At 55.6% G+C, this 25,958-nt stretch carries 27 protein-coding genes; 10 read left to right on the top strand and 17 right to left on the bottom strand.

What is annotated here, in order from left to right; genetic code table 11:
- Window position 1: 1 nt before the first annotated feature.
- From G491_RS0101120 to G491_RS0101150, 7 genes are all read right to left on the bottom strand, one after another.
- Window positions 2-1,024: an ABC transporter ATP-binding protein gene (locus G491_RS0101120; protein WP_028313273.1), complete on the bottom strand. Its 1,023-nt coding sequence runs from the start codon at window positions 1,022-1,024 to the stop codon at window positions 2-4.
- On the bottom strand, window positions 1,021-2,001 hold the full coding sequence (locus G491_RS0101125) for an ABC transporter ATP-binding protein (protein WP_028313274.1): 981 nt from the start codon (window positions 1,999-2,001) through the stop codon (window positions 1,021-1,023). The genes G491_RS0101120 and G491_RS0101125 overlap by 4 nt, the downstream gene beginning before the upstream one ends.
- 11 nt (window positions 2,002-2,012) lie before the next feature.
- Window positions 2,013-2,933, bottom strand: a complete 921-nt coding sequence (locus G491_RS0101130; RefSeq protein ID WP_012610665.1) for an ABC transporter permease — start codon at window positions 2,931-2,933, stop codon at window positions 2,013-2,015.
- A complete protein-coding gene (locus G491_RS0101135; protein WP_012610666.1) occupies window positions 2,930-3,904 on the bottom strand; it encodes an ABC transporter permease in 975 nt (324 codons plus the stop codon). The genes G491_RS0101130 and G491_RS0101135 overlap by 4 nt, the downstream gene beginning before the upstream one ends.
- Before the next feature lie 87 nt (window positions 3,905-3,991).
- A complete protein-coding gene (locus G491_RS0101140; RefSeq protein WP_028313275.1) occupies window positions 3,992-5,548 on the bottom strand; it encodes an ABC transporter substrate-binding protein in 1,557 nt (518 codons plus the stop codon).
- Between the two features lie 415 nt (window positions 5,549-5,963).
- On the bottom strand, window positions 5,964-6,815 hold the full coding sequence (locus tag G491_RS0101145) for an SDR family NAD(P)-dependent oxidoreductase (RefSeq protein WP_028313276.1): 852 nt from the start codon (window positions 6,813-6,815) through the stop codon (window positions 5,964-5,966).
- 241 nt (window positions 6,816-7,056) lie between these two features.
- Window positions 7,057-7,647 (bottom strand): hypothetical protein, encoded by a 591-nt coding sequence (locus G491_RS0101150; RefSeq protein ID WP_028313277.1) that lies wholly within the window; start codon window positions 7,645-7,647, stop codon window positions 7,057-7,059.
- A 473-nt stretch (window positions 7,648-8,120) separates the two neighbouring features.
- Between G491_RS0101150 and G491_RS0101155 the strand changes: the two genes are divergently transcribed.
- On the top strand, window positions 8,121-8,717 hold the full coding sequence (locus tag G491_RS0101155) for a TetR/AcrR family transcriptional regulator (protein WP_051326943.1): 597 nt from the start codon (window positions 8,121-8,123) through the stop codon (window positions 8,715-8,717).
- A gap of 110 nt (window positions 8,718-8,827) precedes the next feature.
- On the opposite strand, the gene G491_RS0101160 is transcribed toward G491_RS0101155, so the two are convergent.
- From G491_RS0101160 to G491_RS0101170, 3 genes are all read right to left on the bottom strand, one after another.
- The gene (locus G491_RS0101160) at window positions 8,828-10,372 is read right to left on the bottom strand and encodes a bifunctional GNAT family N-acetyltransferase/carbon-nitrogen hydrolase family protein (protein WP_028313279.1); all 1,545 of its coding nucleotides are present in this window, start codon (window positions 10,370-10,372) and stop codon (window positions 8,828-8,830) included.
- A gap of 230 nt (window positions 10,373-10,602) precedes the next feature.
- Window positions 10,603-11,526: a beta-keto acid cleavage family enzyme gene (locus tag G491_RS0101165; RefSeq protein ID WP_028313280.1), complete on the bottom strand. Its 924-nt coding sequence runs from the start codon at window positions 11,524-11,526 to the stop codon at window positions 10,603-10,605.
- 20 nt (window positions 11,527-11,546) lie between these two features.
- Entirely contained in the window at window positions 11,547-12,326 is a 780-nt protein-coding gene (locus G491_RS0101170; RefSeq protein WP_028313281.1) for a cyclase family protein, read from the bottom strand.
- A 228-nt stretch (window positions 12,327-12,554) separates the two neighbouring features.
- Here G491_RS0101170 and G491_RS0101175 point away from each other — a divergent pair, with 228 nt between their 5' ends.
- Window positions 12,555-13,034, top strand: a complete 480-nt coding sequence (locus tag G491_RS0101175) for a CBS domain-containing protein (protein ID WP_028313282.1) — start codon at window positions 12,555-12,557, stop codon at window positions 13,032-13,034.
- A gap of 38 nt (window positions 13,035-13,072) precedes the next feature.
- On the opposite strand, the gene G491_RS0101180 is transcribed toward G491_RS0101175, so the two are convergent.
- Entirely contained in the window at window positions 13,073-13,327 is a 255-nt protein-coding gene (locus G491_RS0101180; RefSeq protein WP_157467887.1) for a hypothetical protein, read from the bottom strand.
- A gap of 319 nt (window positions 13,328-13,646) precedes the next feature.
- On the opposite strand from G491_RS0101180, the gene G491_RS0101185 reads away from it, so the two are divergent.
- A complete protein-coding gene (locus tag G491_RS0101185) occupies window positions 13,647-14,126 on the top strand; it encodes a CBS domain-containing protein (RefSeq protein ID WP_028313284.1) in 480 nt (159 codons plus the stop codon).
- A gap of 27 nt (window positions 14,127-14,153) precedes the next feature.
- Here G491_RS0101185 and G491_RS0101190 read toward each other — a convergent pair whose 3' ends face one another.
- From G491_RS0101190 to G491_RS35215, 6 genes are all read right to left on the bottom strand, one after another.
- A complete protein-coding gene (locus G491_RS0101190; RefSeq protein WP_028313285.1) occupies window positions 14,154-14,342 on the bottom strand; it encodes a hypothetical protein in 189 nt (62 codons plus the stop codon).
- On the bottom strand, window positions 14,308-16,350 hold the full coding sequence (locus G491_RS0101195) for a transglutaminase-like domain-containing protein (protein WP_028313286.1): 2,043 nt from the start codon (window positions 16,348-16,350) through the stop codon (window positions 14,308-14,310). The genes G491_RS0101190 and G491_RS0101195 overlap by 35 nt, the downstream gene beginning before the upstream one ends.
- Window positions 16,347-17,654, bottom strand: coding sequence for a DUF58 domain-containing protein (locus tag G491_RS0101200; protein WP_028313287.1), 1,308 nt, complete (start codon window positions 17,652-17,654; stop codon window positions 16,347-16,349). Before G491_RS0101200 ends, G491_RS0101195 begins: the two co-directional genes overlap by 4 nt.
- A 22-nt stretch (window positions 17,655-17,676) precedes the next feature.
- Window positions 17,677-18,618, bottom strand: coding sequence for an AAA family ATPase (locus G491_RS0101205; RefSeq protein ID WP_028313288.1), 942 nt, complete (start codon window positions 18,616-18,618; stop codon window positions 17,677-17,679).
- 67 nt (window positions 18,619-18,685) lie between these two features.
- Window positions 18,686-19,267, bottom strand: a complete 582-nt coding sequence (locus G491_RS0101210; protein ID WP_028313289.1) for an SCP2 sterol-binding domain-containing protein — start codon at window positions 19,265-19,267, stop codon at window positions 18,686-18,688.
- 143 nt (window positions 19,268-19,410) lie between these two features.
- The gene (locus G491_RS35215) at window positions 19,411-19,563 is read right to left on the bottom strand and encodes a hypothetical protein (RefSeq protein ID WP_157467890.1); all 153 of its coding nucleotides are present in this window, start codon (window positions 19,561-19,563) and stop codon (window positions 19,411-19,413) included.
- 44 nt (window positions 19,564-19,607) lie between these two features.
- On the opposite strand from G491_RS35215, the gene G491_RS0101220 reads away from it, so the two are divergent.
- From G491_RS0101220 to G491_RS0101250, 7 genes are all read left to right on the top strand, one after another.
- A complete protein-coding gene (locus G491_RS0101220; protein ID WP_028313290.1) occupies window positions 19,608-19,991 on the top strand; it encodes a hypothetical protein in 384 nt (127 codons plus the stop codon).
- A 54-nt stretch (window positions 19,992-20,045) separates the two neighbouring features.
- Window positions 20,046-21,020 (top strand): metal ABC transporter solute-binding protein, Zn/Mn family, encoded by a 975-nt coding sequence (locus tag G491_RS0101225; protein WP_028313291.1) that lies wholly within the window; start codon window positions 20,046-20,048, stop codon window positions 21,018-21,020.
- A gap of 90 nt (window positions 21,021-21,110) precedes the next feature.
- Entirely contained in the window at window positions 21,111-22,157 is a 1,047-nt protein-coding gene (locus G491_RS0101230; protein ID WP_051326944.1) for a permease, read from the top strand.
- On the top strand, window positions 22,154-22,927 hold the full coding sequence (locus tag G491_RS0101235) for a TIGR03943 family putative permease subunit (protein WP_028313293.1): 774 nt from the start codon (window positions 22,154-22,156) through the stop codon (window positions 22,925-22,927). Before G491_RS0101230 ends, G491_RS0101235 begins: the two co-directional genes overlap by 4 nt.
- Before the next feature lie 189 nt (window positions 22,928-23,116).
- A complete protein-coding gene (locus tag G491_RS0101240; protein ID WP_136360589.1) occupies window positions 23,117-23,923 on the top strand; it encodes an NUDIX hydrolase in 807 nt (268 codons plus the stop codon).
- A gap of 167 nt (window positions 23,924-24,090) precedes the next feature.
- Entirely contained in the window at window positions 24,091-24,564 is a 474-nt protein-coding gene (locus G491_RS33175; RefSeq protein ID WP_012610687.1) for a hypothetical protein, read from the top strand.
- A gap of 26 nt (window positions 24,565-24,590) precedes the next feature.
- Window positions 24,591-25,100 (top strand): MogA/MoaB family molybdenum cofactor biosynthesis protein, encoded by a 510-nt coding sequence (locus tag G491_RS0101250; RefSeq protein ID WP_028313294.1) that lies wholly within the window; start codon window positions 24,591-24,593, stop codon window positions 25,098-25,100.
- Window positions 25,101-25,958 lie beyond the last annotated feature (858 nt).

Consider the following 25,958-nt stretch of genomic DNA (forward strand, 5'->3'; position numbering starts at 1 on the left):
TTTATTCCACCCAGCCCTGCTCCACGCCGTGACAGGCGACGACGGCGTTATCTCCGGCGTTGAAGGGCTGGGGGATTTCCTTTGTGCAGATGTCCTTGGCGTAGGTGCATCTTTGATGAAACACGCAGCCCGAAGGCAGGTGCAAGGGCGAGGTGACCTCTCCTTTCAGGCGGATATGCTTGGCTTTTTTCTCCCCCAGTCTGGGAATGGCGGATAACAGGGCCTTGGTGTAGGGATGCCTGGGATTGTTGAAAATCTCGCCGCCCGGGGAAAGCTCGCACAGGCTGCCCAGATACATGACCGCCACCCGTGTGGAAATATGGGCCACCACGGAAAGATCGTGGGTGATGAACATATAGGTCAGGCCGCGTTTTTCCTGGGCTTCCATGAACAAATTGAGAATTTGCGCCTGCACGGACACGTCCAGGGCGCTCACCGGCTCGTCGGCCACGACAAACTCCGGGTCCACCATCAGGGCCCGGGCGATGGATATGCGCTGGCGCTGCCCGCCGGAAAACTCGTGGGGAAAGCGTTCGGCCCAGGCGGGATGGACGCCCACCTGCTCCATAACCTCTGCGATGCGATCCAGCCGCTGTTCCCTTGTAAGCTGCGGGTAGTGAAAAAACAGGGGCTCCTCCAGGGTTTTGCGTACGGTGAACCGGGGGTTCAGGGAGGCGTAGGGGTCCTGGAAGACCATTTGCATGCGTTTTTTGTACGGGGTCTTTTGGGAGTAGGACAGATCGTCTATCCGGTCGCCGTCGTAGAAAATCTTTCCGCATTCCGGCTGCAACAGGCCGGTGACGGTCCTGGCCAGGGTGGACTTTCCGCAGCCCGACTCCCCGACCACGGAGAAGGTTTCCCCCTGATAGATGTCAAAAGAAACCCCGTTGACCGCCTTGACGATGGCCTTCTTGCGCACGGGCCGGCCGTTTTCCCATCGGAACTGCTCCCAGAAGCCGCCGGTGACGTCGAATTCCTTGTACACGTCTTCCAACTTAAGAAGGGGCTTGGCCTGGGTGTTCATGAGGCCCCTCCTTTCGCCAGGGCGTGGCAGGCGGCAAGGGCGTTTCCGTTATCCAATTCGATCAATTCCGGGACTTTTTCCTTGCATATGGGCATGACCAGTTCGCATCGGGGATGGAAGGAGCATCCCTGGGGCATGTCGGTCAAAGACGGCATGTTTCCGGGGATCTGGCACAGAGTCTTGCCCCGCTGCTGGCTTTCGGGCAGGGCGGCGATGAGCCCTTGGGTGTAGGGGTGACGGGGGTTGGAGACCACGTCCCGGGTGAGGCCTTGCTCCACAATGCGGCCTGCGTACATGACGATGATCCGGTCGGTCACCTGGCTGACCACGCCCAAGTCGTGGGTGATGAGGATCAATGCCATTCTTTCCGATTCGCAAAGCTCGGACAAAAGATCCATGATTTCCGCCTGGATGGTCACGTCCAGGGCGGTGGTGGGTTCGTCGGCTATGATGACGGCCGGGTCGGTCAACAAGGCTATGGCGATGACGATGCGCTGGCGCATGCCGCCGGAAAACTCGTGGGGGTATTGATCCAGCCTTTTTTCCGGGGAGGGAATGTGCACCTTTTTCAGCTTATCGAGAGCTATGGCCTGAGCTTCGGCCCTGGAAACGTTCTTGTGCGCCAGGATGGTTTCCGTCATCTGGGTTCCGATGGAAAGCACCGGGTTCAGGGTCATCATGGGGTCCTGAAAAATCATGCTGATGCGATTGCCCCGGATATTGCGCACTTCCTCGATGGAAAGCCCGGCGATGTCCCGGCCTTCAAAAAGCACCTTGCCGCCGGAGATGAAACCGGGCTTGCTGATGAGCTTGATAATGGCGAAGCCGGTTACCGACTTGCCCGCGCCGCTTTCGCCCACCAGGCCCACGCGCTCCCCCTGATCCAGGAAAAAGCTCACGTCATTGATGGCCGTGACCTCTCCGGAGCGCAGGCGGAATTTTACTTCCAGATTGTGTATTTCCAGCAAATGATCCATAGCCGCTTGAATTACCTTTTATACAGTTTGGGGTTGAGCACGTCGCGCACCCAATCTCCCAGAAGATTGATCACGACCACCAGGGTTACGAGGAGGACGCCCGGAAACAGGGTGATCCACCAGGACCCGGAGAAGATGTATTCAAAGCCCGAATTGATCAAAGAACCCAGGCTGGGCTTGGTTACCGGCATGCCCAGGCCCAAAAAGGACAGGGCCGCCTCGCTCATGATGGCGTTGGCCACCTGCACCGTGGAGATAACCAGCACCGGGCTCAAGGTGTTGGGGAGGATGTGCCGAAACATGATCCACCAACGGGGCAGGCCGATAACCCGGGCGGCCTCCACGTATTCCTTTTTCTTTTCGCCCAGAACGCTGGCCCGCACCGTGCGCCCGTATTGGGGCCATTCCGCCAGGCCGATGATGACGACCAGCAAGGGCACGGCAAGCTCTTCATACTTGGACAGGCCGAAAGCCAGCTGGAATATGGCGGATATGATGATAGCCACCATGAGGGTGGAGAAAGACAGCTGCACGTCCGCCACCCGCATGAGAAAGGAGTCCACCTTGCCCCCCACGTATCCGGCAATCAGACCGATCATCACGCCCAGAAAGGCCTGAAGACAGACAGCTCCAAGCCCGATGAGAATGGACAGCCTCATGCCGTATAGCATGGCCGACAGCATGTCGCGCCCCTGGATGTCCGTGCCAAGGAGGTAGTTGCTTGAGCCTTCCTCCATCCAGGCGGGGGGAAGCTCGGAGTCCATGATGTCGATGGATGCGGACTCGTAAACGTCATGGGGAGCGATCCAGGGCGCGGAAAAGCTGAGAATCGTCAGGATGACCAGGATGGAAAAGCTGGCGATGGCCACCGGATCCCGGCGAAAGCTGAACCAGAAAAAAGAATTTTTAAAACGCCGCCAAAGTTTTTTCATTTCCTGCCTGCTATCCGTACCGTGGGGTTGACCAACCCGTAAATGATATCAACCATCGTATTCACCGCCACAAAAACCACGCCCACAACCATCATGTAGGCCACTAACAGCGTGGTGTCGGAGCGCTCCACGGCTTCCAGGAACATGAACCCCATGCCCTGCCACTGGAAGACCGTTTCCGTCAGGATGGTGTAGGCGATGAGTATTCCCAACTGCACCCCGCCCACGGTGATGACGGGCAACAAGGTATTTTTAAAGGCGTGGACGAAATACACCCGTCTGGGGGCCAGCCCTTTGGCCCAGGCGTATTTGACGTACTCGCTCTGAAGGACTTCCATCATTTCGGACCTGATTAAACGGATAAATAAAGGGAGCATGATGGAGGAAAGGGCGATGCTGGGCAGGATGAGATGCTTCCACCCGTCGATAGTCAGCAAGCCGGTTTCCCATCCCCACAGGCTGACGGTGGCGCCCCGTCCGTAGGAAGGAAGCCACCCCAACTCCACGCTGAATACATAGATTAATAAAATCGCCGTTAAAAAGACGGGAATGGAGACGCCCACAATGCTGGCGCCCATGATAAACCGGGTCAGCCAACTTCGAGGGCGTATGGCCGCATAGACTCCGGCCGGTATGGAAAGAAAAATGATGATCAGGCTGGAGACGAAAACCAGCTCCAGGGTGGCGGGGGCCTTTTTGACGATGACCTCCAGGGTGGGCTTTTTGTAGAAAAAGCTCATGCCCAGGTCCCCGTGGACGGCGTTTTTCATAAAACGCACGTACTGGGACATAAAAGGATCGTTCAGCCCCAACTGTTCCCGGAGCGCGTCCCTTTCGGCCTTGGAGACGGAAATCCCCACCAGATCGCGCACGGGATCGCCGATCTGGTGCTTGATGGCGAATCCGATAAAGCCGATGACCAGAATCACGAACAAGGATTGAATAATGCGTCGAATGACAAAGGCGAACATATTTACCGCGCAATTTTTAAATGATTGTTTGGAATTCCAGCGAAAAAAACCCCGGACCGCGTTTGCGATCCGGGGTTTGGGAGCAGCTTATTTGATCACGAGATCCCCAAAGTAGGGAAAGTTCATGACGTTGACGATGGGGTCGATGTCCAGATTGGACTTGCCGGCCCAGGACAGGTTCTGCCAATGCAGAGGCACGTAGGCGGCGTCGTCATACAGGATGCGTTCCACCTGTTTGAGGATCTGAGACCGCTTGGCCGGATCGGTTTCGCTCTGAGAGTCCAGAACAAGCTCGTCCACCTGGGGGTTGCAGTAGTTGCCGCTGTTGTACTGGCCGTAGCCGGTTTCCTTGTCGGGGCACATGCACAGGAACTCGGTGTAGTTGGCGGAGTCTTCGGTGTCGGAGTGCCAGCCGATCATCTGGATGTCAGCCACCTGGGCGTCGAATTCATCCCAGTATTGGGCTTTGGGCATGGTTTTGAGGTTCACTTTGATGTTGATCTTGGCCAGCATGGACACGATGGCTTCGGCGATTTTTTCGTCGTTTACGTACCGGTTGTTGGGGGCGATCATGGAGCAGGAAAAGCCATTTTCAAAACCGGCTTCCTTCATGAGGGTTTTGGCTTTTTCCAGGTCGTAACGGGGAACCAGGGCGGGATCGTAACCGGCGAATCCCATGGGGCCCTGCTGGCCGGCGGCCAGGGCTTCGCCCTTCATGATCTTTTTCACGATGCCTTCGTTGTTGATGGCGTAAACGATGGCCTGACGCACCTTGCGGTTGGCGAATTCAGGGCGGCGTTTCTGGTTCAACTGCACGGTGATGATGCGGGAGCCGGCCATGGTGGCCAACTGTACGCCTTTTTCCTTGCGGATGCGTTCGTAATCCTGGGGAGGCACGGGCATGATGAAGTCCACGTCCCCGGAAAGAAGGGCGGCCACGCGGGTGGCGTCGTTCTTGATGGGAGTCAGGACGATTTCATCGGCGTTGCCGGGGGAGGCTTTGTCCCAGTAGTCTGCAAAACGGGTGAACACGTTTTTCACGCCTTGTTCCCGGTAGGTCACCTTGTAGGGGCCGGTGCCGGATTCGTTGGTCAGGGCAAAGGAGGGGCCGATTTTGACGATGGCGTCCTTGGGCTGGCCTTTTTCATCGGTTCCCGTGTAAAAAGCGGAATCCATGGGAAAAACATAGGTTGCCATGTTCAGAACCAGGGGATACGGCTTGGTGGTTTTCAAATCAACCACATAGTCGCTCACAGCCACGGGGCCCGTAAAGGGATCGAACAGGGCTTTGTAGTCCTGGCTTTTTTTCAGGCGATCAATGGTAAAAACCACGTCCTTGGCCGTAAACTCGGCTCCGGAATGGAACTTGACGCCCTTGCGCAGATAAAAGCGCATGGTCAGGTCGTCGAGTCTTTCCCATTTTTCCGCCAAACGGGGTTCAATTTGCATATCCTTGGTCCAGCGCACCAACGGATCAAACACCATGTGGCTGTACTGCAGCATTCCGCCGGAAAGCTGAACATGGGGGTCTAACGAGACGGGGTCAGCATCCATGGCGAGCTTGAGGGTTTTGGCCTGAACCGTTGCACCGAACGCAAGCACGATGCACAGGGCCAGACACGCAGCGATTAAAATCTTTTTCATGGCAAACCTCCTGGTAATTGAGTTGTGGTCGGTTGAAAATCCAGGCATAGCCTCACTGCATTAAGGTTTAAATATGCTTTAATTTCAGCATTAAACAGCTATTGACGCCCTCCCGTGGATCAACCGCCGCTGTGTTTAGACAATGTTAGGACAGGGGTCAAGGAAAAACGGCGCCTCGGGCTTTTATGTTGGTGATGATTCTTATTTTCGCATTATACACATTAGAGAACTTCATGTAAACTTGTGTAAAAACCTCGAAAAAATTTTTGCGGGAAGTAAAAAAAATTGGGCGGAAGTTGAATAAGGCCGTTTTGCGGACGGAACGACGGAGCGTAACAATTGTGGACGCACTTGACAAGCGCCGACTATAGTCGAAAGGCCTAAATAAATCTCTGTTTTTTCTGGAACAGGCCATTTATAATTCGTCTATGCAAACCCCTTGCTGCTCATCATTGCGGGCTTTTTTTCTAAAAGCCCAGGTCAGGACTTCCATGACTTTCAGCATGCCTATGGGAGAAAGGCGATAGGCCCACCAAAGAATGCGGGCGTGCAGGGGAAAGACGATCACGGCTTTATTCTTTTTTGCGCCGGAAAGAATCTTGTCCGCCGCCTTATCCGCCGAGCAGGCCCGGACAGGCAGCATGCCCAGCACATCCTGGACGTCCGCCTTTGCGGACTGGCAATTGGTGTACAGGGAGGTGTCCACCAAGCCGGGACAAACCACGGAAACCTTGACGCCCAGGGCCGCCGCCTCGGCCCTTAAGGAAAGGGAAAGCCCCACAGCGGCCTGTTTGGTCATGACGTACGCCGCCGTCACAGGCTGATAAATCAACCCGGCCATGGAAGCCGTGTTGACAATATGCCCGAAGCCCTGCCGAAGCATCACGGAATAAGCGGCCAGGGTTCCGTGCAATACGCCCATGACGTTTACCGCCATGAGCTTTTCCCACTGGCCCGGCGCCATGTCCCGAACTTCGCCCACCACAAGAATTCCGGCGTTGTTGAACATATAATCCAGACGGCCGTGCTTTTGCGCAACCTCTTCCACCAGGGCGTACACCGCGTCCTTGTCGGTCACATCCAGGGATGCGGCCTCGGCCTTTCCTCCTGCGGAGCGAATTTCTTCAACGACCCGGCTTGCATCATCAAAGGCTATGTCCGCTGCAATGACCTTTGCGCCCGCAGCCGCCAGCTTCCGGCAAAGGGATTCGCCCATGCCTGAGCCGCCGCCCGTGACGATGGCGACTTTATCCTTGAATTGGGTCATGGATCCTCTCCTTGGATTAGGAAGACGGAAAACGAGAAATAGTGACTATTTTTGACGCAAACTCCTTCACAATACACATCCGCAGCCAATCCGCATGTTGGGTTCGAAGTCCAATAGCTCTTTAGGCGATTGAAGGCGGAAAGCAGGACTTCTTAACCCAACCTACTATTTTTACTTGAAATGACGTAGATTGGGTAGAGCTTGCGAAACCCAACATATCAACCGCCGCTACGCACCGGCATTACTCCAGCCCCCTGGCGAATTTCTTAAACAGCCAAACAAGAGAAACAATGGCAACAACAAACCCGATCGACAAAACCCAAGTGAGCGGCAGGGTCGCAAACCCGGCGCCGATCAAAGGCGTGCAAGCGCCGACGTCCCATTCTGAAATCGTCCCCACGTTCCAGATCCGGCCCCAGGTGACGACAATGAAGCAGAGAAGCAAGGCCAGCAGACCGGTTAAAAGCGCAGCCCCTCCCCCGGGCCTGAGCTTTTTCGCCTCATGGGCAAGCAAAAACCCAAAGGTAAACATGGCCGGATACAGCAAAAAAACGTACAGGACCGTCCAAATCGGCAAACGCGAGGCGTCCAGCCAGTACATCCACATCCAGTCCGGCTGCAAGGCGTAGGCCGATACCGCAATGCCCATCCCCACCGCCGCATTGTAAGCCATGCCCCAACGATAATACGGGCTGCTTAACAAAGATCGGGCGCCGGACGGGGCGCCTGCAACTGCTTCGGCCGAACCGCCGGCCGCCAGGCGCTCCCCCGCCGCCATATGAAAAGCAACGCCCAGGGCTGTCGTCAACGTGGCATCCAAAGGTATTGTCATGATCTCCCCTCCTGATTTACCCACGAAAATTAAACGTGTCAGCAAAACTGCCATGGTCGAAAAGAAATAAATGAAACCGGTCCATACGTGCGCGTCTACGAACTGCCTTAAAGCGAAAGCCGATGAGTCTTCGTCCCTTCCCCCCTGGCGGGGGAAGGACAGGATGGGGGGGGAACTATCTGAAAAGGCGCAACATATCACCCCCACCCTAACCCTCCCCCGTCAAGGGGGAGGGAATTTTTTCGCCCCATTCCGCTGCTGAAAGTCTTATCGCCCGCATCTATGGCAATGGCGCCAGCCGTCACTGGAACATACTTCAAACAATTTTGGTACGAGCTTGTACCAAGTTTAACCAAGTTTGCGTTGCAAAGTCAAGAACATTTTGCCATGGTGCGATTATGACAACATCTCCGGTACGACCATATTTAGGCAAATCCGCCGAGGAGCGCATACAGGGGCGCCGCCGCCTGTTGATGGATACGGCCTTTGAATTGCTGGCCTCCGACGGCTGGCGCCAAGCGACCATCGACAAAATCTGCAGGCAGGCAAAGTTGAACAAGCGCTATTTTTACGAGAGCTTTCCGGGCTTGGATGAGCTTGCGGCCGCGGTGGTGGACGAGCTGGCCCAGGGGCTTTTGGAGCAGGGTTTTCAGGCGGTTCAAGAGGCTTGGGAGGAAGGATTGTCCACGGATGACCTGGCTCGCAAGGCCATTGCAGCCGTGGTGGAGTACGTCACGGACGACCCGCGCAGGGCGCGTGTTTTATTCACGGAAGTTGCAGCCAGCCCCCAGGCCATGGCCCATCGCAAAGCCACGATCCATGGCCTTGCAAAGGCCCTGTCCGCCTACGGGCACGAGCATCATAACGCCCAGGGGGAAGAGGATCCCTTGGACATTCTGGCCTCCGCATTGCTGATCGGAGGAAGCATGGAGGCGGTTCTCACCTGGCTTGACGGCAATATCGCCATGTCCCGGGAGCAGTTCATCGACGATCTGGCGGCCTTATGGGTGTTCGCCGGAGACGGCGCCGCGGCCCGGGCCAAAGCACGGCAAAAAAAAGGGATAACCTGATCGGCCGCCCCTTTCAATCTTTATTCAATGCCTTAAAACGCTGCTTTGCCGTCGCGCAGGAACTGTAAAATACGCAGAGACCGCTTCTACAGGGCGATACTCAGGACTTTTCACTCTTCCGTCATTTTCCAGACGACTTCATACAACTCATTGCGGCGGCTTTGCAGGTTCCGCACGCTTCCCTGCTGGCGCAGTTCCTTGAGCAGGTCAAGATCCAAATCCACCATCAGGGTCATTTCGGTGTTCGGCGTAGCCTCGGCGGCTATGGCGTCGTGGGGAAAGGCAAAGTCGGACGGCGTGAAGACGGCGGACTGGGAGTATTGGATGTCCATGTTTTCCACCTTGGGCAGGTTGCCCACGCTGCCTGAAATGGCCACATAACACTCATTTTCGATGGCCCGGGCCTGGGCGCATCTTCGGACCCGCAAATAGGCGTTTTTCGTGTCCGTCAAAAACGGCACAAGCAGCAGGGTCATGCCCTTGTCGGCAAGATTGCGTGAAAGCTCGGGAAACTCCACATCATAGCAAATAAGGACCCCGATTTTCCCAAGGTCCGTATCGAAAATTTTCAATTGATCCCCGCCCTTTAAGCCCCAATACTGGGACTCGTCCGGCGTGATGTGCAATTTGTACTGGGCGTCCCATGTTCCGTCCCGCCGGCAGACGAAAGCCACGTTATACAGGAAGTCGTCCCGAAGCTCGGGCATGCTGCCCGTCACAATATTGATGTTGTAGGTGATTGCCATGTTAACAAAAGCCATGCGGATTTCCTCGGTATATTCGGAAAGGGATCGCATGGCTTCCGCCGGATTTTCCTGGTTGAAATTTTTTAAAAGCGGGGCATTAACCAACTCGGGAAATAAGACGATGTCGGAATTATAGCCGGCCACCGCATCCACGAAAAACTCGGCTTGATGCAAAAAGTCCTCCACTTTGTCAAAGGGCCTCATCTGCCACTGCACCACCCCGATGCGCGGATAGGACTTTCTGCCGCCGAACAGTTTCTGCTTTTTTTCGTAGTAGATATTGTTCCATTCCATCAACACCCCGTAAGAGTCCGACTGGGCGTCTTCCGGAATATAATTCTTCATTATTTTCTTTATGTGAAAATCATTGAGCAACTGAAAGGATAAAACCGGATCGTAGATTTCATTGTCCTTCACCTTTTGGATGTAGGCTGCCGGCGTCATGTCATGGGAGTGCTTCCCATAACCGGGAATCCTGCCGCCGAAAATGATGCTTTTCAAATTCAGGGTTTCGCAAAGCTCTTTGCGGGCGTCATACAGGCGCCGGCCCAGGCGAAGGCCGCGATAATCAGGATCCACAAAGATGTCCACGCCGTAGAGGGCGTCCCCTTCGGGTTCATGGGCCGACATCTCTCCGCCCTTGACGACGTCCTCATAAGTATGCCGCCTGTTTTCAAACGCCTCGGCGTTGACCAGAATGGCAAGGGCCGCCCCCACCACCTTGCCGTTATCCTCGATGCAAATCTGGCCTTCCGGAAATTGCTTGATCAAGGCGCCGAACTCTTCCGGCTCCCAGGCGCCGCCCATTCCTTTATAGACCCGATCCATGATACGTTTGATATCCGCGTAGTCCTTATCTTTCAGGCCCCTGAGTATAAACTTGTGTTCCTGCTGCTCCGTATCATTCATAATAGATCCATGCCTTTATTGTTTGAGCCGGGATTATTCTTTCAGCCAATCCGAAAGAGACACGCTCCTATCATCTCTTCAGGGCCGAAACAATTCAAAACATTCTATCTGATTAAAGCCTGCCAAAAAAAATCAAAGAGGAAACCGCCGGATGGATTTGCATGGGGAGCGGAGGGTTAGGCTAAGCATCCTTTTGCCGTCCCCCCGCTCCCGGAGTATTGCTTAAACCCTTAAAACGCCACTTTGTCGCGGCCTTTGAGCTGAAGAATTTCGCGGGTTTCGTCCGGGGTGTAAGGCTCGTACCCGAACTCCTTGGCGATGCGGATCATTTTTTCCACCAACTGGGCGTTATTGGTCGCCATTTCGCCGGGGGCTAGCCACAGGTTGTCTTCCAGGCCCACGCGCACGCCGCCGCCAAGCAGCATGGAAGTGGTCCCCATGGCGAATTCGTTTCTGCCCGCAGCGATGGTGGAGAACATGCACTTATCGCCGAACAGGGACTGGGCCGTCTGCTTCATGTGCAGCAAATGGGGAATGGTGGAGGCGATGCCGCCCAGAATCCCCATGACAAACTGGACGTACACGGGATTTTTAAGCTGCCGGGTCTGAAAGTAATAATGGGCGTTGTGCAGATGGCCCACGTCGTAGGCTTCCAGCTCCGGCTTGGTTCCGGCCTCGCCCATGATCTTGAAAACCATGTCCAGGTCGCTGAAGGTGTTCTTGAATATAAAATCCCTGGAGCCTTCCAGGTAGACTTTCTCCCACTCGTATTTCCATTCCGTGAATTTTTCCGCCACGGGAAAGAGCGCGAAATTGATGGACCCCAGGTTGCAGGAGGCCAGCTCGGGCTTGTATTTGGGAACGGCCGCCAGACGCTGCTCCACGGTCATGTTGATGCCGCCGCCGGTGGTGATGCAAACGACGCCGTCGCACCGGGCGTTGATGGAGGAAACGATCTCGCCCATGACGTCCAGATCGCCGGTGGGCATGCCGTTTTCCGGGTCCCGTGCGTGGACGTGCACGGTGGAGGCGCCGGCCTTGACGGCGTCCACGGCCTGATCCGCGATGTCCTTGGGCTTGATGGGCAGATAGGGAGCCATGGTGGGGGTGTGGATGGCTCCGGTTACAGCGCAATTGAGAATGAATTTGGGCATGATGGGGGCCTTTCTTTGGGTTAGTCTTCTACTATGGCTACGGGACGGGTCCACCCGCCGGAAGCGCCGGTTATCTTTATGGGAAAGCAGGCCACCTTGAATCCGTGGGGCCGGGGGATTTTATCCAGATTGGTCAGTTTTTCCATGTGGCAGTAGCCCATTTCAATGCCTGCAAAATGAGCTTCCCAGATGACGGCGGGGTCGCCTTTTTCCTTGAACTCCTGGGCCAGAAACGGCAGGGGCCGGTCCCAGGACCAGGCGTCGATGCCCACCACTTTCACGCCCCTCTCGCAGAGATAGAGGGTGGACTCGCGGGTCATGCCCGCGCCCTTGACCAGATAGTCAATCTTCCCCCAATAGGCGTCCGCGCCGGTGCGCACCAGGACGATGTCCAGGGGCTTGAGGGTGTAATCGATGCGCTTCAACTCCGCTTCCACGTCCCCGGCGGTAATGCGTTCTCCGTCCGCCTTGTGGGCGAAATCCAAGAGCACGCCGTCCTGAAAGCACCATTCCAAGGGCACTTCGTCGATGGTCAGGGCCTTTTTGCCGTTATCCATAGTGGGATGGTAATGGTACGGAGCGTCCAGATGGGTGCCTGAATGGGTGGTCAGTTGCACAAATTCCACGGCCCAACCCAGGCCCTTGGGTAGTTGGTTCTTTTTCAGGCCGGGGAAGAAGGTTTCCATCTGGTCCGCGCCCATGGCGTGGTCGATGAAATCCACCTTGGGAATCATCATTTCAGGGTCGGACGGCAGACCGGTTTCAATGGCTATGGATAAATCAATGAATGTTTGTCCCATAATTCGCCTCGCTATGGTTATAGGTGTGGGGAGTCCAGGGCCTTATGATGCCTGCATAGTACCCCTGAAAGGCTTTTGAGAGCAAGCTTACACCGGATGATTTTGCACGCCGCCCTTGCAAAATCTCTTAAAATGGAGTTATTCTACCACCGTACAGCAGCAGGCGCAGTCAATGAGTAAAATGTGTTCTTTAACTCTTTATGCTTACGCGGAAAAGGAATCTTGTCTATGAAATTGACCGCAAAAGAAGTTATGTCCAAGGAATATGAAACCATCTCTCTGGACGCCCCTGTGATGGAGGCGGTGGAACGCATTCTAAAAGGCAAGGTGCGCGAGTCGGGGTTCAGAACCATCAGCCTGATGGTGACGGACTCCATGGGCAGGCTGGCCGGCGTGATATCCATGCTGGACATCCTCTACCATGTGCGCCCTCCTTTCTTCAATTACATGGCCGACAACGCAGGCATGGACATGGACGATGTCTCCCTGTACATCGACAGATTCAAAGGCCTCAGCGTCAAGCATGTGATGACCATTCAGACTTCCGGCGCCTACCCGGAAGAAAACATCCTGCCTCTTATCGACCAGATGGTGCGTAAAAAAGTCCGCCGCCTTCCGGTTTTGGAAGACGGCATTCTGGTTGGAGTCGTGTACATTACGGAAGTCTATCGCAAGATCTGCCAGGAATGGCTGGGAGCGGAGCTTTAATCCCTATCCAAAAATGAAAGGCGCGGGGAGGGCTTGATTCAAGAAGCCCTTCCCGCGCCTTTTTTATTGTTCGCTTTATTATTGGAGCCCTTGCCGGGATGACGGTCCGGGCCGCAGCCGATAATGGGGCCTGGCAGAGCAGTATCCTGCATAGGCGCGCCAGCGCAGTTGGAGCGGCCTTTAGCGTGATGGAAACCATCAATCTCCTGCGGACGAAAGCCCTTTCCAAAACCAAATAAAAACATGAATTCAAGCGGGTTCGTTCGCCCGCCAACCACATCCAGTTTCTGCATTCTTTCCCGGCCGCACCTTTTGTTCTTTCGAACCCAGGCAAAAAAAGCCTTGCCTGGGCCACCCACAAAGACGGCTGAGGTGCTCCGTCATCCCCGAATAGCGCCGGGGTGTGGATCCAAAGCCCGGAAAACGAATGAGCAAATTACTCCAATGACAGCAACTTGGTATCAGGCCGCGCCGCTTTCCATTTTAATCGGATTTTGCCCTGAGACCTTATAACGGGTTATAATCTATCCGTCCGCTTTATCATAAGAAAAGCTCCACGCCATCCGGCGTTTATGCGCCGGGTCAAACTCTCATTTTCAGGAGGAGGAGATTATGAAGCTGACCGCCAAAGACGTGATGTATCTGGAGTACGAAACCATCCCCATGGACGCGCCCGTCATGGAGGCTGTGGAAAGAATCGCCCACGGCAAGGTCAGGGAATCGGGCTACAAGACCATCAGCCTGATAGTCACCGATCCCGTAGGGGGAATGGCCGGCGTCATTTCCATGGTGGACATCCTGTACAATCTGCGGCCGCCGTTCTTCAATTATATGGAGGACAACGCCGGCATGGATATGGACGACATTACGCCCTATATTGAACGGTTCAAAGGCTTAAGCGTGCGGCATGTCATGACCACCCAGGCGTCCACGGCAGCAGCGGACGAACACATCCTGGTTCTGGTGGATCGCATGGTGCGGAAAAAAATCCGCCGCCTTCCGGTTTTGGAAAACGGAACCGTGATCGGAGTGGTTTATATTCATGAGGTGTTTCAGAGATTGTGCGAGGACTGGCTGGGCATTGCAGTTTAGCAGCCCGGTGCGGGCCGGGATGAACGCCTACTCGTCTTCAAACACGCAGGAGTCTTCTATGTAATCCTCGAAAGCCTCCTGATACTCCTCAAAGGGGTAGGATTTGTTGCAGGATTTGCAAACCACCTTGGAGTTTTCGCATTTGCCTTTGATGGAGGTTTCGCCCCCGCATTCAATGCATTTAGGGCTGAAGGTCGTTTCCGAAATTTTGGTCATGGTCCTTTTCCTTTCTTACGTCCATGCCCCGGGTATAACTCTCCAGCCACTCTTTGGCAAGAGCTGCAAGACGGCGGCGATCATTTTCATCCAACCCTGCGGGGTCGAAGCGATACCTATAATGCAAATTAATGATCTCCCGGAGAAGGTCAACCTTTAAGCCCTCCGGCACGTCGTTCCCGAGCCTAAGCGCCCATTGGTTGAGGTTTTCCCCTTGCCGCCGGGAATACCCCTGGGCGTTAAGCATTTCCTCTATGGGATAAAACTCGGAGTCCCCGCCCTGAAAATCCGGCATAAAACGTTCTTCCCTCGATTTTTTATCCTTGCCCACCCGTTCCTTTCGAAACAGCCTCCAAACGAGAAACGCCGCCAGGGGAATAAGCCCCCACAGCAGATAATCCGTGAGGCTTCGACCCGTCCCATGCCCTTGCATGCGTTTTAGCGACATGCGCCACCATAGGTTGGAAAAGGCGTCAAAAACCCCTTGAAACACAGACTCGCCTCTTTTCTCCTCCTCCGCCCAGACCGCCGGGGTGGAGTCCACGTCCCGCCACCGGCCGTCCACATAGGCCAGAGCCCAGGCATGGGCGTGGCGCGCCCTTACAAGCCACTGGCCGTCCGGTCCTTGCTCTATCACGGCGAATCCCGTGGCGTACCGGGCCGGTATCCCGGCCTTGCGCAGAAACAGGGCCGTAGCTGCGGCGAAAAACTCGCAATGCCCTTTTTTGCTATTCAGGAGAAAGCGGGCCAGAGCGGCGTTCCTCCCTCCCCCGCCGTCAAGATCCAGGGTGTATTTAAAATTATCCAAAAAATACTCCTGGATAATGCGGACTTTTTCCAAATCCGTCTCTCCCTCCAGGGGCAGGGAGTCAACCTGCGAGGAAATAAGCGAAGCGATTTCCACGGGAACGCGCATGTCCTCGGGGCCCGGAGGCTTAAGCAGGTCAGGGCCGTCTCCGTAGCGTACATTAAATACGGCCAGGCGGGGCGCAAAGTCCACCACAACCGCCCCGTAATGATTGCGTTCCAGGGTTCGGGATTTTAGCCCCTGGATTTCATAAGTCCCCGCAGGCAGGCTTAACAGGCCCTCCCCGTCTTTCATAAACATGGATATGACCGTTTCCCGGCTGGAATCCGGCGCATCGCCGAAAAACCAAAGGTCTTTGGCGTTGTCGCGGGGAGCGGGGTAAAAATCCGCATCCCGAGCCGTCCAGTTGCCCGAAAAATACGCGTTATAAGCGGCGGAGCGCAACAGGGCGGGAACGCGCTCCCCCGGCTTGGATAAAATGCGCATTACAATGCGATGGGACAGCTTAAGGCGGCCCATGTCCCCCAAGTGGGTAAAGGTTCTGTATGCGTCCTCTTTGGTTTCCAGAGAATCGCCGTACCAATCCAGAAACGCCTGCTCTGCATATCCTTGCAGGGTATGAAGCCCGTTTTGCGCCGCATAACCGGCTCCCACCGCCAACAGAATCAAGGGAATCCACAGGCTCCGGCGGTATCGTTTGGGCCGGGTTTTCCACAAAGCCCAAACCGACAACACAAGAAATCCTAAAAAAAAGGTCGTCCTGGCGTTGGCGGCGCTGGCCGATAGTACGCAGGCCAGGGCGAATGGCAGACCGATGTCCACCACCTTGCGCGGCGACTCGGGGTCCTTCTTCCGCTTCTGGCGTGCGGAGTAAAACAAGGCGCTGGCGTCTATGCCGCCGGCCACTCCGTAATACTGGCAGGCCAGCAAGGGAAAAAACGGAATGGGAATCTGTTGGAGCAAATCCAACAGGGTCTGGGAAGAGGCGTCCTGGCTGAAACGGTATACAAGCAGGGCCATAAACAAAATCGCGCAAACATCGGCGGCCTTGTTGAGATCCTTGGCCGTAAAGGTCCACCTCCAGGGCAGAAAAATGGAAGCCTCGATGACAACCGCCATGATCGCGCCCATGATCGGCATGTTGGTCTGCCACCCCCAAAAAAGCAGCGTGGCGCCTAAAAACAAGCGGGGGGTTTTCATAGCTTCGCTAAATCCTCCGCCATGGAATCAACGTGTATATAGCGGCATTCGCCCCCGCCCTCATCCTGATCTGCGGCCTTATCGGTAATGACCAGCACCAGCACCGGGATGCTCCGGGCTTTCAGCTCCCTTACGAAATTGCGCCGCTCGTCGTCCCAGGCCAGGAGCACGCAAATCACCCCGCTAAGCGCCGAAGCGCGCTGCAATACGGCGGGAGGCAGGACGGAAAACGGCTTGCCCTCGCTGGGCGTTACGGAGGCCAGCACTTCCAGCATGAGGCTTTCATGGCCCATGCCCCGGCCCGTGGTAAAGCAATAGGCCTTGGCGCCCACGAACATCAGGTCCAGCAGGCTTTCCTTGGTCTGCACGGAACTGGCGAAGGACGCCGCCGTGGACACGGCCTCTTCAAAAATCCGGGAGGAGCGGCCTTCCGGAAAGGTATCCAGCACCAGGGCGTGGCGCACGAAAAACTCTTCCTGAAACTCCTTGATGATGGGCTTGCCGGTTTTGGCCCAGCTTCGCCAATGAATGCGTCTGAGAGGATCTCCCGGCTGGTAGTCCCGCATGGACAGGAACTCCTCGGAATCCCCCACGGAATGGGCGATGGAAAAGCCTCCGGGCTGCCTTTTTCGCACGCTTGGCAAATGGATGGGCGGCAGCTCGTATCGTCTGGGCAGGATCAATGCGGATTGCTTGCGGGAAACCCGTTTGAACGAGTTGATCAGATTAAATGGGTCGGGGCGGACAATGGCGACGTCCAAAAAGCCTAAACGCCCGCGGGAGGCAGGCGTGACGCTCGCCTCAATCTCGGTTGACGCTCCCGGCCCCATGTCGGGCACGGGGGAGACCACGCCACGCGGATAGGAGCGCCTGGAGCTTTCCCCCAATCGCACAAGCCTGGCCCAAAGGCCTTTGGGCCAATCGGCCTTTTTTAGTTGATCCAGGCTAAGCCGGTCGTCCTGCATGATTTCCATGCAGCCCAATCCCCTTTCCCGGCGTTTGCCCTGATTATTCAATTGAATGGCGTAATGAAACGGCTGTCCCACGGTTCCGAATTTGGGCAGGCGCCGTTCCGCCTGGATGGAGCAGGAAAAAAATTTGCTAAAAACCCAGGAAAAAAGCATGACCACGCAGAAAAAGCAAAACACCTGAAAGGCGGTGGTTCGGTTGGTGTCCACCCCCACCATGGCGGAAAAAATTATGATCGCCCAGACCAGTCTGCCGGGAATGGTGAACCGCTCCCGCCACCAATATTTGAGGTTAGCCCTGATCCTGAAAAAATTGTGGACGATGCGGCTGATCATCTTGCCCCTTGGATGCCGCCTGTCAAGCAGGAACCGGAACCCTTTTGAGTATGTTTTCCACCACGGCCCTTGTTGTTTGCCCGGAGAATCTGGCCTGGGGATCCATGACCATTCTGTGGGCGATCACGGACACGGCGACCTCCTGGATATGGTCCGGAGAGACGAAACTTTGGTTGTCTATCAGCGCAAGGGCTTGGGAAACCTTCATCAAAGCCAGGGACGCCCGGGGGCTGGCGCCCATGAGGATGCCTTCCTCCTTCCGCGTGGCGCCCACCAGATCCACGATGTAGCGCTTAAGCTCTTCGCTGATGGCCACCTGTTGAACCTGGCTGCGCAACGTCAAAACCTCTTCCATGCCCACGCATGGACCTAACTGCTCCAACGGATGCCTGGCGCCCTGGTCCGACATAATGGAGACCTCCACCTCGGGGCTCACGTATCCGAGGGAAAATTGAAGCGAGAACCGATCCATCTGGGCTTCGGGAAGGGGGTAGGTTCCGGAGGTTTCCACGGGGTTTTGGGTGGCGATCACAAAAAACACGTTTTCCAGCCTGCGCAGCTTTCCGTCGATGCTGACCTGGCTTTCGGCCATGGCTTCCAGCAAGGCGCTTTGAGTCCTGGGGGAGCTGCGGTTGATTTCGTCAGCCAAAAGAATATTCGTGAATATAGGGCCTTTATGAAAATTAAAGGCGTTTTCCTTTTGATCGAAAACCGACACCCCCAGGATGTCCGAAGGCAGCAAATCCGGGGTAAACTGAATCCGGGAAAAATCCAGGTCCACGGAAAGGGCCAGGGCCTTGGCCAGGGTGGTTTTGCCCGTGCCCGGGACGTCCTCCAGCAATACATGCCCGCCGCTGGCGAATCCCGCCATGAGTAAACGAATGGATTTAGCCTGGCCGCGCATGACCGTTTCTATGTTCGCGGTAACGCGGGAGCAGATTTCCCGCGCCTGGGAATGAGGCATGTGTTTCTCCGTTTGAAGGGTGCGCAAGGGCGGGATGGACGCCCTGCCCCGCGGCCCATGCGGGCTTTCAGGTGAACAATGGTTGAAGAGCCATGGCAAACCCGATGTCGCCGTCAATGCGAAGCTGGCCGCTCATGAACATGCTGACGGGGTTTTGTTTGCCTGACATTAATTTTCGGGCGTCTTTCATGGTCAGTTTAAATACGGCGTTGGGCTCCCTGGCGTTGTTCAGTATGACGCTGACCTTGCTGACGCTGTCGTCGTCATTGGTCAGTTCCAGCCCCAACAGCCCTTTGACCTCCTTAACGGCAGACTGCTTCTTCCCGGCCCTGGCTGCGCTGTCTGCGGGCAGCCCCACAAACAGGTCGATGTTTTTCATGCAAATAAGCCGTTCCATGTCTTTCAGGTCTATGCAAATCCGGGCCGTGGGCGAGTCAAGGTCCCCTTCCCCGGCCGACAGCTCCTCTCCGTCTTTGAAGACATAAAAATACGGCTTCCCGGAAATCTCCACGACCAGGGACAATTCAGCGCCTTGAAACTGGGCGCCCGTGCCGGCGTGGCGCATAAACTCCCGGGCGACCTTGGGAATGAACTCGGTCATGAGTTCCTTTACATCCAGCCTGAGGGTGATGCACATGGATTCGGTCATGGTTTGCCCCTATAAAAAGGGTTACTGGAAGAACAGCGAACTTATGCCGGAAGACTATCACACCCGGCCCCCCTCCGCAACAAATTGAAGGTGCAAATTGAAGGCGCCCCCCTACTGGAAGCGGCCTTGACCCCCGGACCGTGTCACAGCCTGTCGACGGAAAAAAGCCGAACAGCTTTTGCAAAACCCCGGGAGAATCCCAGCGCCGCGCCTGTGGATTTTTTCATTAGATTGACAAACTCGTGTAAGAAAGCATATTTTATTGATTCAGTTGGGCGCAGGAAGCGGCTTTTCATGGAAAGCTCCAGTGCTTTCCAATAGTTAAACAAGGACGGGATCCATGATTATGAACAAAATAGTCCGTTTGCTTATAATCATACCCGCCCTTTTGTTTTCCATGGCGCCGACCTTTTACGGCCTGCACCTGGCCTACGGCGATCATCACCATTGCCGCCACGATTGCCAATTGGGCGGCCGCTTCGGCCATCCCCATAAAGGGCCGTCTCTTAGCGGCTCGTCTTTGCACAAACACGACTGCCCGCTATGCCTTGTGCACTCCGCGGTTCCCCAAAACGCTGCAAAGTTCAAGGCTTTTTCAATGGAAAGGGCGCAGGAGGCGGCGTCTTGCCTTGTTGAAGCTGCGCAGGAAAGGTTGGCCGGCGCCAATATAGACGCCCCGTGTTCCAGGGGGCCGCCTGGATTTCATTTCTCGGCCGTACTATAGCATCATTTTAGAATCCGTCTGTTTATTCACGTGGTTTTTCCGTTGGAGCGACTTATGAAAATATTATTTCGTATGCTAGTGTTTTTTTGCGTCCTGGAGCTATGGGCGCCGGGAGCCTTTGCGGGCGACGCCCCCATGCCGGTTTATGTCAGCATTTCGCCCCAGGCTTTTTTTGTGGGGCAGATTGGCGGCGACAGGGTGAGCGTCGACGTCTTGATCCCCCCGGGCAAAAGCCCCGCCGTGTATTCCCCCACCCCGGCCCAGATGTCGGGCCTTGCCAAGGCCAAGGTGTTTTTCCGCATCGGCGTGCCCTTTGAAAACGCGCTCATGCCCAAGATTAAAACCGCTGCGCCCAACACCCTGGTTGTGGACACCCGTCAGGGAATTCGCCTGCGCACCATGTCCGGCCATCACCACCATGAGGGCGAGGAGGAACACCACGACATGGAGGAGCACGGGGACGAGGGCGAAGAGCATCGTCACGACGCAGATGAGCATGACGGCGATCATCATGGCGAGTCTTTGGACGATCACGCACGGGGCAAGGATCCTCATATCTGGCTGGATCCCAATCTGGTGAAAATCCAGGCGAAAACCATTTGCCATGCGCTAATCGACCTGGATCCCGAGGGAAAGGCTTTTTACGAAGCCAACCTGGAAAGCTTTTTAAAGGGGCTGGACGGTCTGGACCGTGAAATCTCCCAGGCTTTAAAGCCTGTCAAGGGGAGCACGGTCTTTGTGTTCCATCCGGCATACGGCTACTTGTGCGACGCCTACGGGTTGAAGCAACTGGCCGTTGAGTTGGAAGGAAAAACGCCCAAAGGCCGGGAGCTGGCCCAGTTTATCGCCAAAGCCAAAAAGGACAACGTGCGGGTGATCTTCGTCCAGCCCCAGTTTGACAAGAACGCGGCGGAAAACATCGCCCGATCCATTAACGGCGCGGTTCTTGCCCTGAATCCGTTGGCGCGGGACTACTTTACCAACATGAAGAGCATGGCGACAGCCATTTCCCAGGCATTGAGCCAATAAAGCAAAAATCCACGAGGCCGGCGCCGCAAGGGCCGGCCTTATTCTTTAGGGGCGCGGAGCCCCTTCTTTTTAACACTGCATTGCGGAATCATGGAAAAACCGACTATTCATTTAACGCCTATCCACCCTGTTTGCGGGCATGAGCACGCCGAGCCCAAGTCCGGCCGCGCCGGCTTGTGGATTCAAGGCTTGTTTTTGTTCGCTGCGGCGCTCTTTTTCATTTTGTGGGGAAGGCGGGAGGAATTTCAGACCTTCAGCATTATTTTTTCGTCCATTGTTCTGGAAGCCTTTCCCTTCATGCTCCTGGGCGCACTCATCGGAGGCTTGATTGAAGTCTTCGCCCCCCGGGAGAAAATCGCCAATCTGCTGCCCAACCGGCCGGTGTTGACCATTTTTCTGGCTGCGGGACTGGGCTTGATCTTTCCCGTGTGCGAGTGCGCCATCGTCCCGGTGGTGAGGCGCCTTGTGAAAAAAGGCCTGCCTTTGGGCGCGGCCGTGGCTTATTTGCTGGGCGGCCCCATTGTAAATCCCCTGGTAGCGGCGTCCACCCTGGCGGCCTACGGCATGATGTGGAAGGTCGCCGCGATCCGGCTTTTTTTGGGCTTCGCCATCGCCTCGGCGGCGGGAGTCCTCATGGACATGTTCTTCACAAGGGAACAGGCCATCCTGCCGGAAAATCACGTAGGATGCGACTGCTGCCATGACTCCCATGACGGCGGGGGATTTTTCCACCGGCTCCGTGCGGGCCTGGTTCACGGGGCGGAGGATTTTTTCGACATAGGCCGATTCCTGATCATCGGGGCCTTTGTGGCGGCGCTCATGCAGACCATGATCTCACGGGATCTTTTCGCCGCCGCCGTAGGCGTCCCGGTCTTCTCCATCCTGCTTATGATGGTCCTGGCCGTAGTCCTGAGCCTGTGCAGCGAGGCGGACGCCTTCGTCGCCGCGTCGTTCCGGTATACGGGCATGCCTTTTTCCGCCCAGATGGCCTTTATGGTTCTGGGTCCCATGCTGGATATCAAATTGATGCTTATGTATTTAAGTTTGTTTAAAAAACGGGCGATCATCACACTTAGCGCACTGACCGCAGGACTGGTCTTTTTCAGCTTGCTTGTCATGGAGTACATCAGCCTATGAGGTCCACCATCCATATCCTGGAAAAATGGTTTGCGGTACGATTGTTGCCCTGGGTGCTTATCGCCTGGGTGCTTGCCTACGGATGGCTGCTTGAGCAGGACCGGTATCTGGCTTTTTTACAGCCCAGGTTTGCGGGCCTGATGTACATGGGGCTGATAATCGCGGGGTTATTCGCCCTGGCCGCGGTTTCCGCCGGGCGTGGAAAACACGCCCGCGGCTCCTCGCATATACAATGGATTCGGGCGGGATTCCTGCTGCTGCCCATTTTGTTCATCATCGGTGCCCATAATACGGGTTTAGGCGGCTTCGCCCTTTCCAAAAGGGCTTTGGGAACCTCCGTGCCAGGCAAGTCTTTGAAGCAAAAGATCGAGCGGGACGATCCCAGCTTATGGACCATGGCCATCAAGGACCTGCCGCCGGTGAAGAAAGAGGAGAAGCCGGTGCTCCTAAGCAAGCTGCTCCGCAACTGGGAGGATTATGAGGGCGGGGAAGTGTTGACCGAAGGCATGTACTACGCTCCGGAGGACGCGCCCGAAGGCCTGGGCATGGTCTTCCGTTTTTATATAACATGCTGTGCGGCCGACGCGGTTCCGGTTGGAGTCTTTGTAAAGGGAAAAAGCCTGGAATCCCTGAAAAACGACCAATGGGTGCGGGTGCGAGGCGTGTGCAGCAAGGAGGACGTGATGGGCCGGAAGCTGCCGACCCTGACCCTGGAGGAGGCGCAAATCCTCCCCGCCCCGGACGTGAGCGAGCAATATCTGTATTTTTAACCCTGTTTTTACTTTGACGGCTCCGCCCTTGCTTGCTAAGGTTATTTCCTCCTGCAAGGCCCGGGGGACGCCCCCGGCCCTACCCGGAAAATGACTTAAATTTTAAAATAAGCCTCTTCGCCCGTTTTTGTATGGGCGCAGCCTTGAAAACCATCATGCGCGGGGGCGGCTATATACGCAGGTTTTGTTGTGACGCCATATAGAAGGACCATAGAAAAAGTGACGGACGCCCTGGCCGGCGCCCCTCTTGATTATGAAGAGGAAAAGGCCTTTGTGGGCAGCCAGAAGAAAAAAGGGATATCCTGGCAGGAGGCGGGCGTGCTCGTCCTGATGGCCGAAGGGAAAAACGGCCTGTCATTTATTCTGAATAAAAGGTCCCAGGAGGTCTCGCAGCCGGGAGATCTATGCTTTCCCGGCGGACATCCCCTGCCTATTGCGGATCGTTTCATGGCGAACTGGATCATCCCTTACGTCCTGCCCATGCGGAAGAGCCAAGGGTATGCAGCCGCCAGACAACGGAGGCCGAAAACCTTTGAGACTATCTCGTTTTACCTTGCCAACGCCCTGAGGGAGTGCTGGGAGGAAATGCGGGTGGGGCCGCGAAAAATTGATTTTTTGGGAGCTTTGCCGTGTTATAGGCTTGTGGGCAGACGCAAGATCGTATATCCCATGGTTGGGCGTCTGACCAAGCCTGTCAAATTCAAAATAAGCTATGAAATTGAAAAAAACGTCTGCCTGCCGTTGGAGGACTTGTGGGATCCCGACAATTACGGGTTGTACTCCCTCAAGCTCACCGGAAAATACCGGGAACTGGCGGGAACGGACGTCTGGAACCTCCCCTGCTTCGCCGTGGCCGGAAAGGACGGCTCGCGCGATATTCTTTGGGGGGCCACCTTTATGATTCTTATGAACCTTTTAAAGACGGTGTTTGGATTTACCCCCCCCATGGACGGGCCTGTACGAGCGAAGGCGGATTTGTATCCGGCCGCGACCTAAAGCGCCACAAAATTTTATCGGCTGCCAAGTCAGGAAAATGTTTTGCGTCTTGTTGACAGCCGTCTGTTTTTATGGTTCTTGAGTTCCTGTTTTATTAGGGTTGGTTTTCCTGCCGCCGCAAGGCGTAATCAAAACGCGCCCAAAAGCGCTACGAGGAGAAATCTTAGATGAAATATAGATATGTCCTTACCCGGGATGATTCTAAAAACAAACTCACCATCAGCGAATTCGCCCGCGGAGTGGACGAGCATTTGTCCATCATGGGCTCCCGGGAAGTGGACGGAGAGGCCATTCAAGCCGCCCTGTCCCAGGGAAAAATGGCTGTGGTGGACATCCTCCGCACCCACGGCATGTATCCGCCCGAACATGTGGCCATGGATATGGTTGACCTTGTCAATCAACTCTACGGACCCAACAGGGAGGAAGTCAAGGAAGGGTATGTGGATGAAATCGACGTCATTGTGGAAGAAGTTTTCAAGGCCGAAGAGGTAGACGAGTCAGACGATGATGACGTGGATGACGATATGCCGGAAGAAGACATCCTGGAAAGCGACGACCTGGACCTGGGCGACTCCAGCGACGACAGCGCTGACAGCGCTGACGACAATGACGATGACTCGGACGACGACGTCCTGGACTAGTCTCGCCCGGCGATAAGGCGCCTATCATGGGAGTCCGTGAACATAAAAGCCAGGCCCCTGTTTCCGTAAACGCGGCCGTTATTACTGTGTCCACCAGCCGAAGCCTGGAACAGGACAAAAGCGGCCATTGGATAGCGGAGCAGTTGAGGGAACAGGGGCATAAAGTGATCGAGCACTTTGTGACGCCCGATTCGGCGCCGGAAATCCAAAGCGCCGTGAAAAGGCTGGTCCAATCCGGGGAGGTCTCCGTGGTGCTCATCAACGGCGGCACCGGAGTCACCCCGTCGGACGTGACCGTAGAGGCGGTGCGCCCCCTGTTTGACAAGGAACTCACCGCCTACGGCGTGCTTTTCGCCCAGTTAAGCTTCGAAGAAATCGGCTCCGCCGCCATGCTGTCCAGGGCGGCCGCCGGGGTCGTGGGAAAAACCGCCGTCTTTTGCATGCCGGGCAGCCTGGGCGCCTGCAAGCTGGCCTGCACATCCCTCATCTTTCCCGAACTGGGCCACCTCATCAAACACATCGCCAAGGATTCCTGATAAAATCTTGCCGCCCCCTTTGCCTTGCAAAGCTCTTCCGAGAACAGAAGCCGTAAAGGTCTTTTGTTGGGTTCAGCGGAGATATTTTTAACCTTACATGCATGCTTGCAAAAAGCATCCAACAGAACCTCAAATACCACTTCCAATGCTCTGCCCAACAAAAGGCCGTGCACCTTCGGTAGGGCAGCCCCGGCAGAGCAGTATCCTGCCGGGGTGCGCAAGCACATGTAGTTTAACCGGTCTGCCTGCAGAATCCATTATGGGTGCGTGCACGAACGCCCTATCCAGCGCCAAACTACGGATTCATACCAAGTTGCATTCAAAGGTAATAATATTCCTGATTAAATCAAAACGCTGGGTCCCGGCTTGCGGGCGGGCCTAAAAAAACAGGCCGTCCCTTGCCGGGATGACAATTGTTTGCGGTAAGCGAAAGTGCAAAGGGCGCTTGAAGCCCTTTTATGAGGCTGCCGGGGGCGGCCTCTCCCCAGCGTTCCTGGTATGGCCGCCGCTCTCCGTCATCCCCGTGGAGGGAGGGCGGCGGGATGATGTCGGCTGTTTTGCAATCATCGTGACGCTCTCCCGGAAACGGGGACCCAACGTCATTCCCCGATAGCGGCGGGGTGTGGATCTAAAGCCAGGAAAACGAATGAGCAAGTTACTCGAATGACACCAACTTGGCATCAACCGAGTCCATTCGCCCGCCGACCTTGTCCAAACTCCTCAAACAATCCCGGCCGCTCCTTTTGTTGCTAAAGCAACCCAGGCAATACACTACATTGCCTGGGCCACCCTAAAGATGCAGGGCAAGCCTTGGATCCTTGCCTTTGCAACTGCAAAGGTTAATGATTGGCAGGAAGT

It is taken from the genome of Desulfatibacillum aliphaticivorans DSM 15576 (genome assembly GCF_000429905.1).
Taxonomy (GTDB): Bacteria; Desulfobacterota; Desulfobacteria; order Desulfobacterales; family Desulfatibacillaceae; genus Desulfatibacillum; species Desulfatibacillum aliphaticivorans.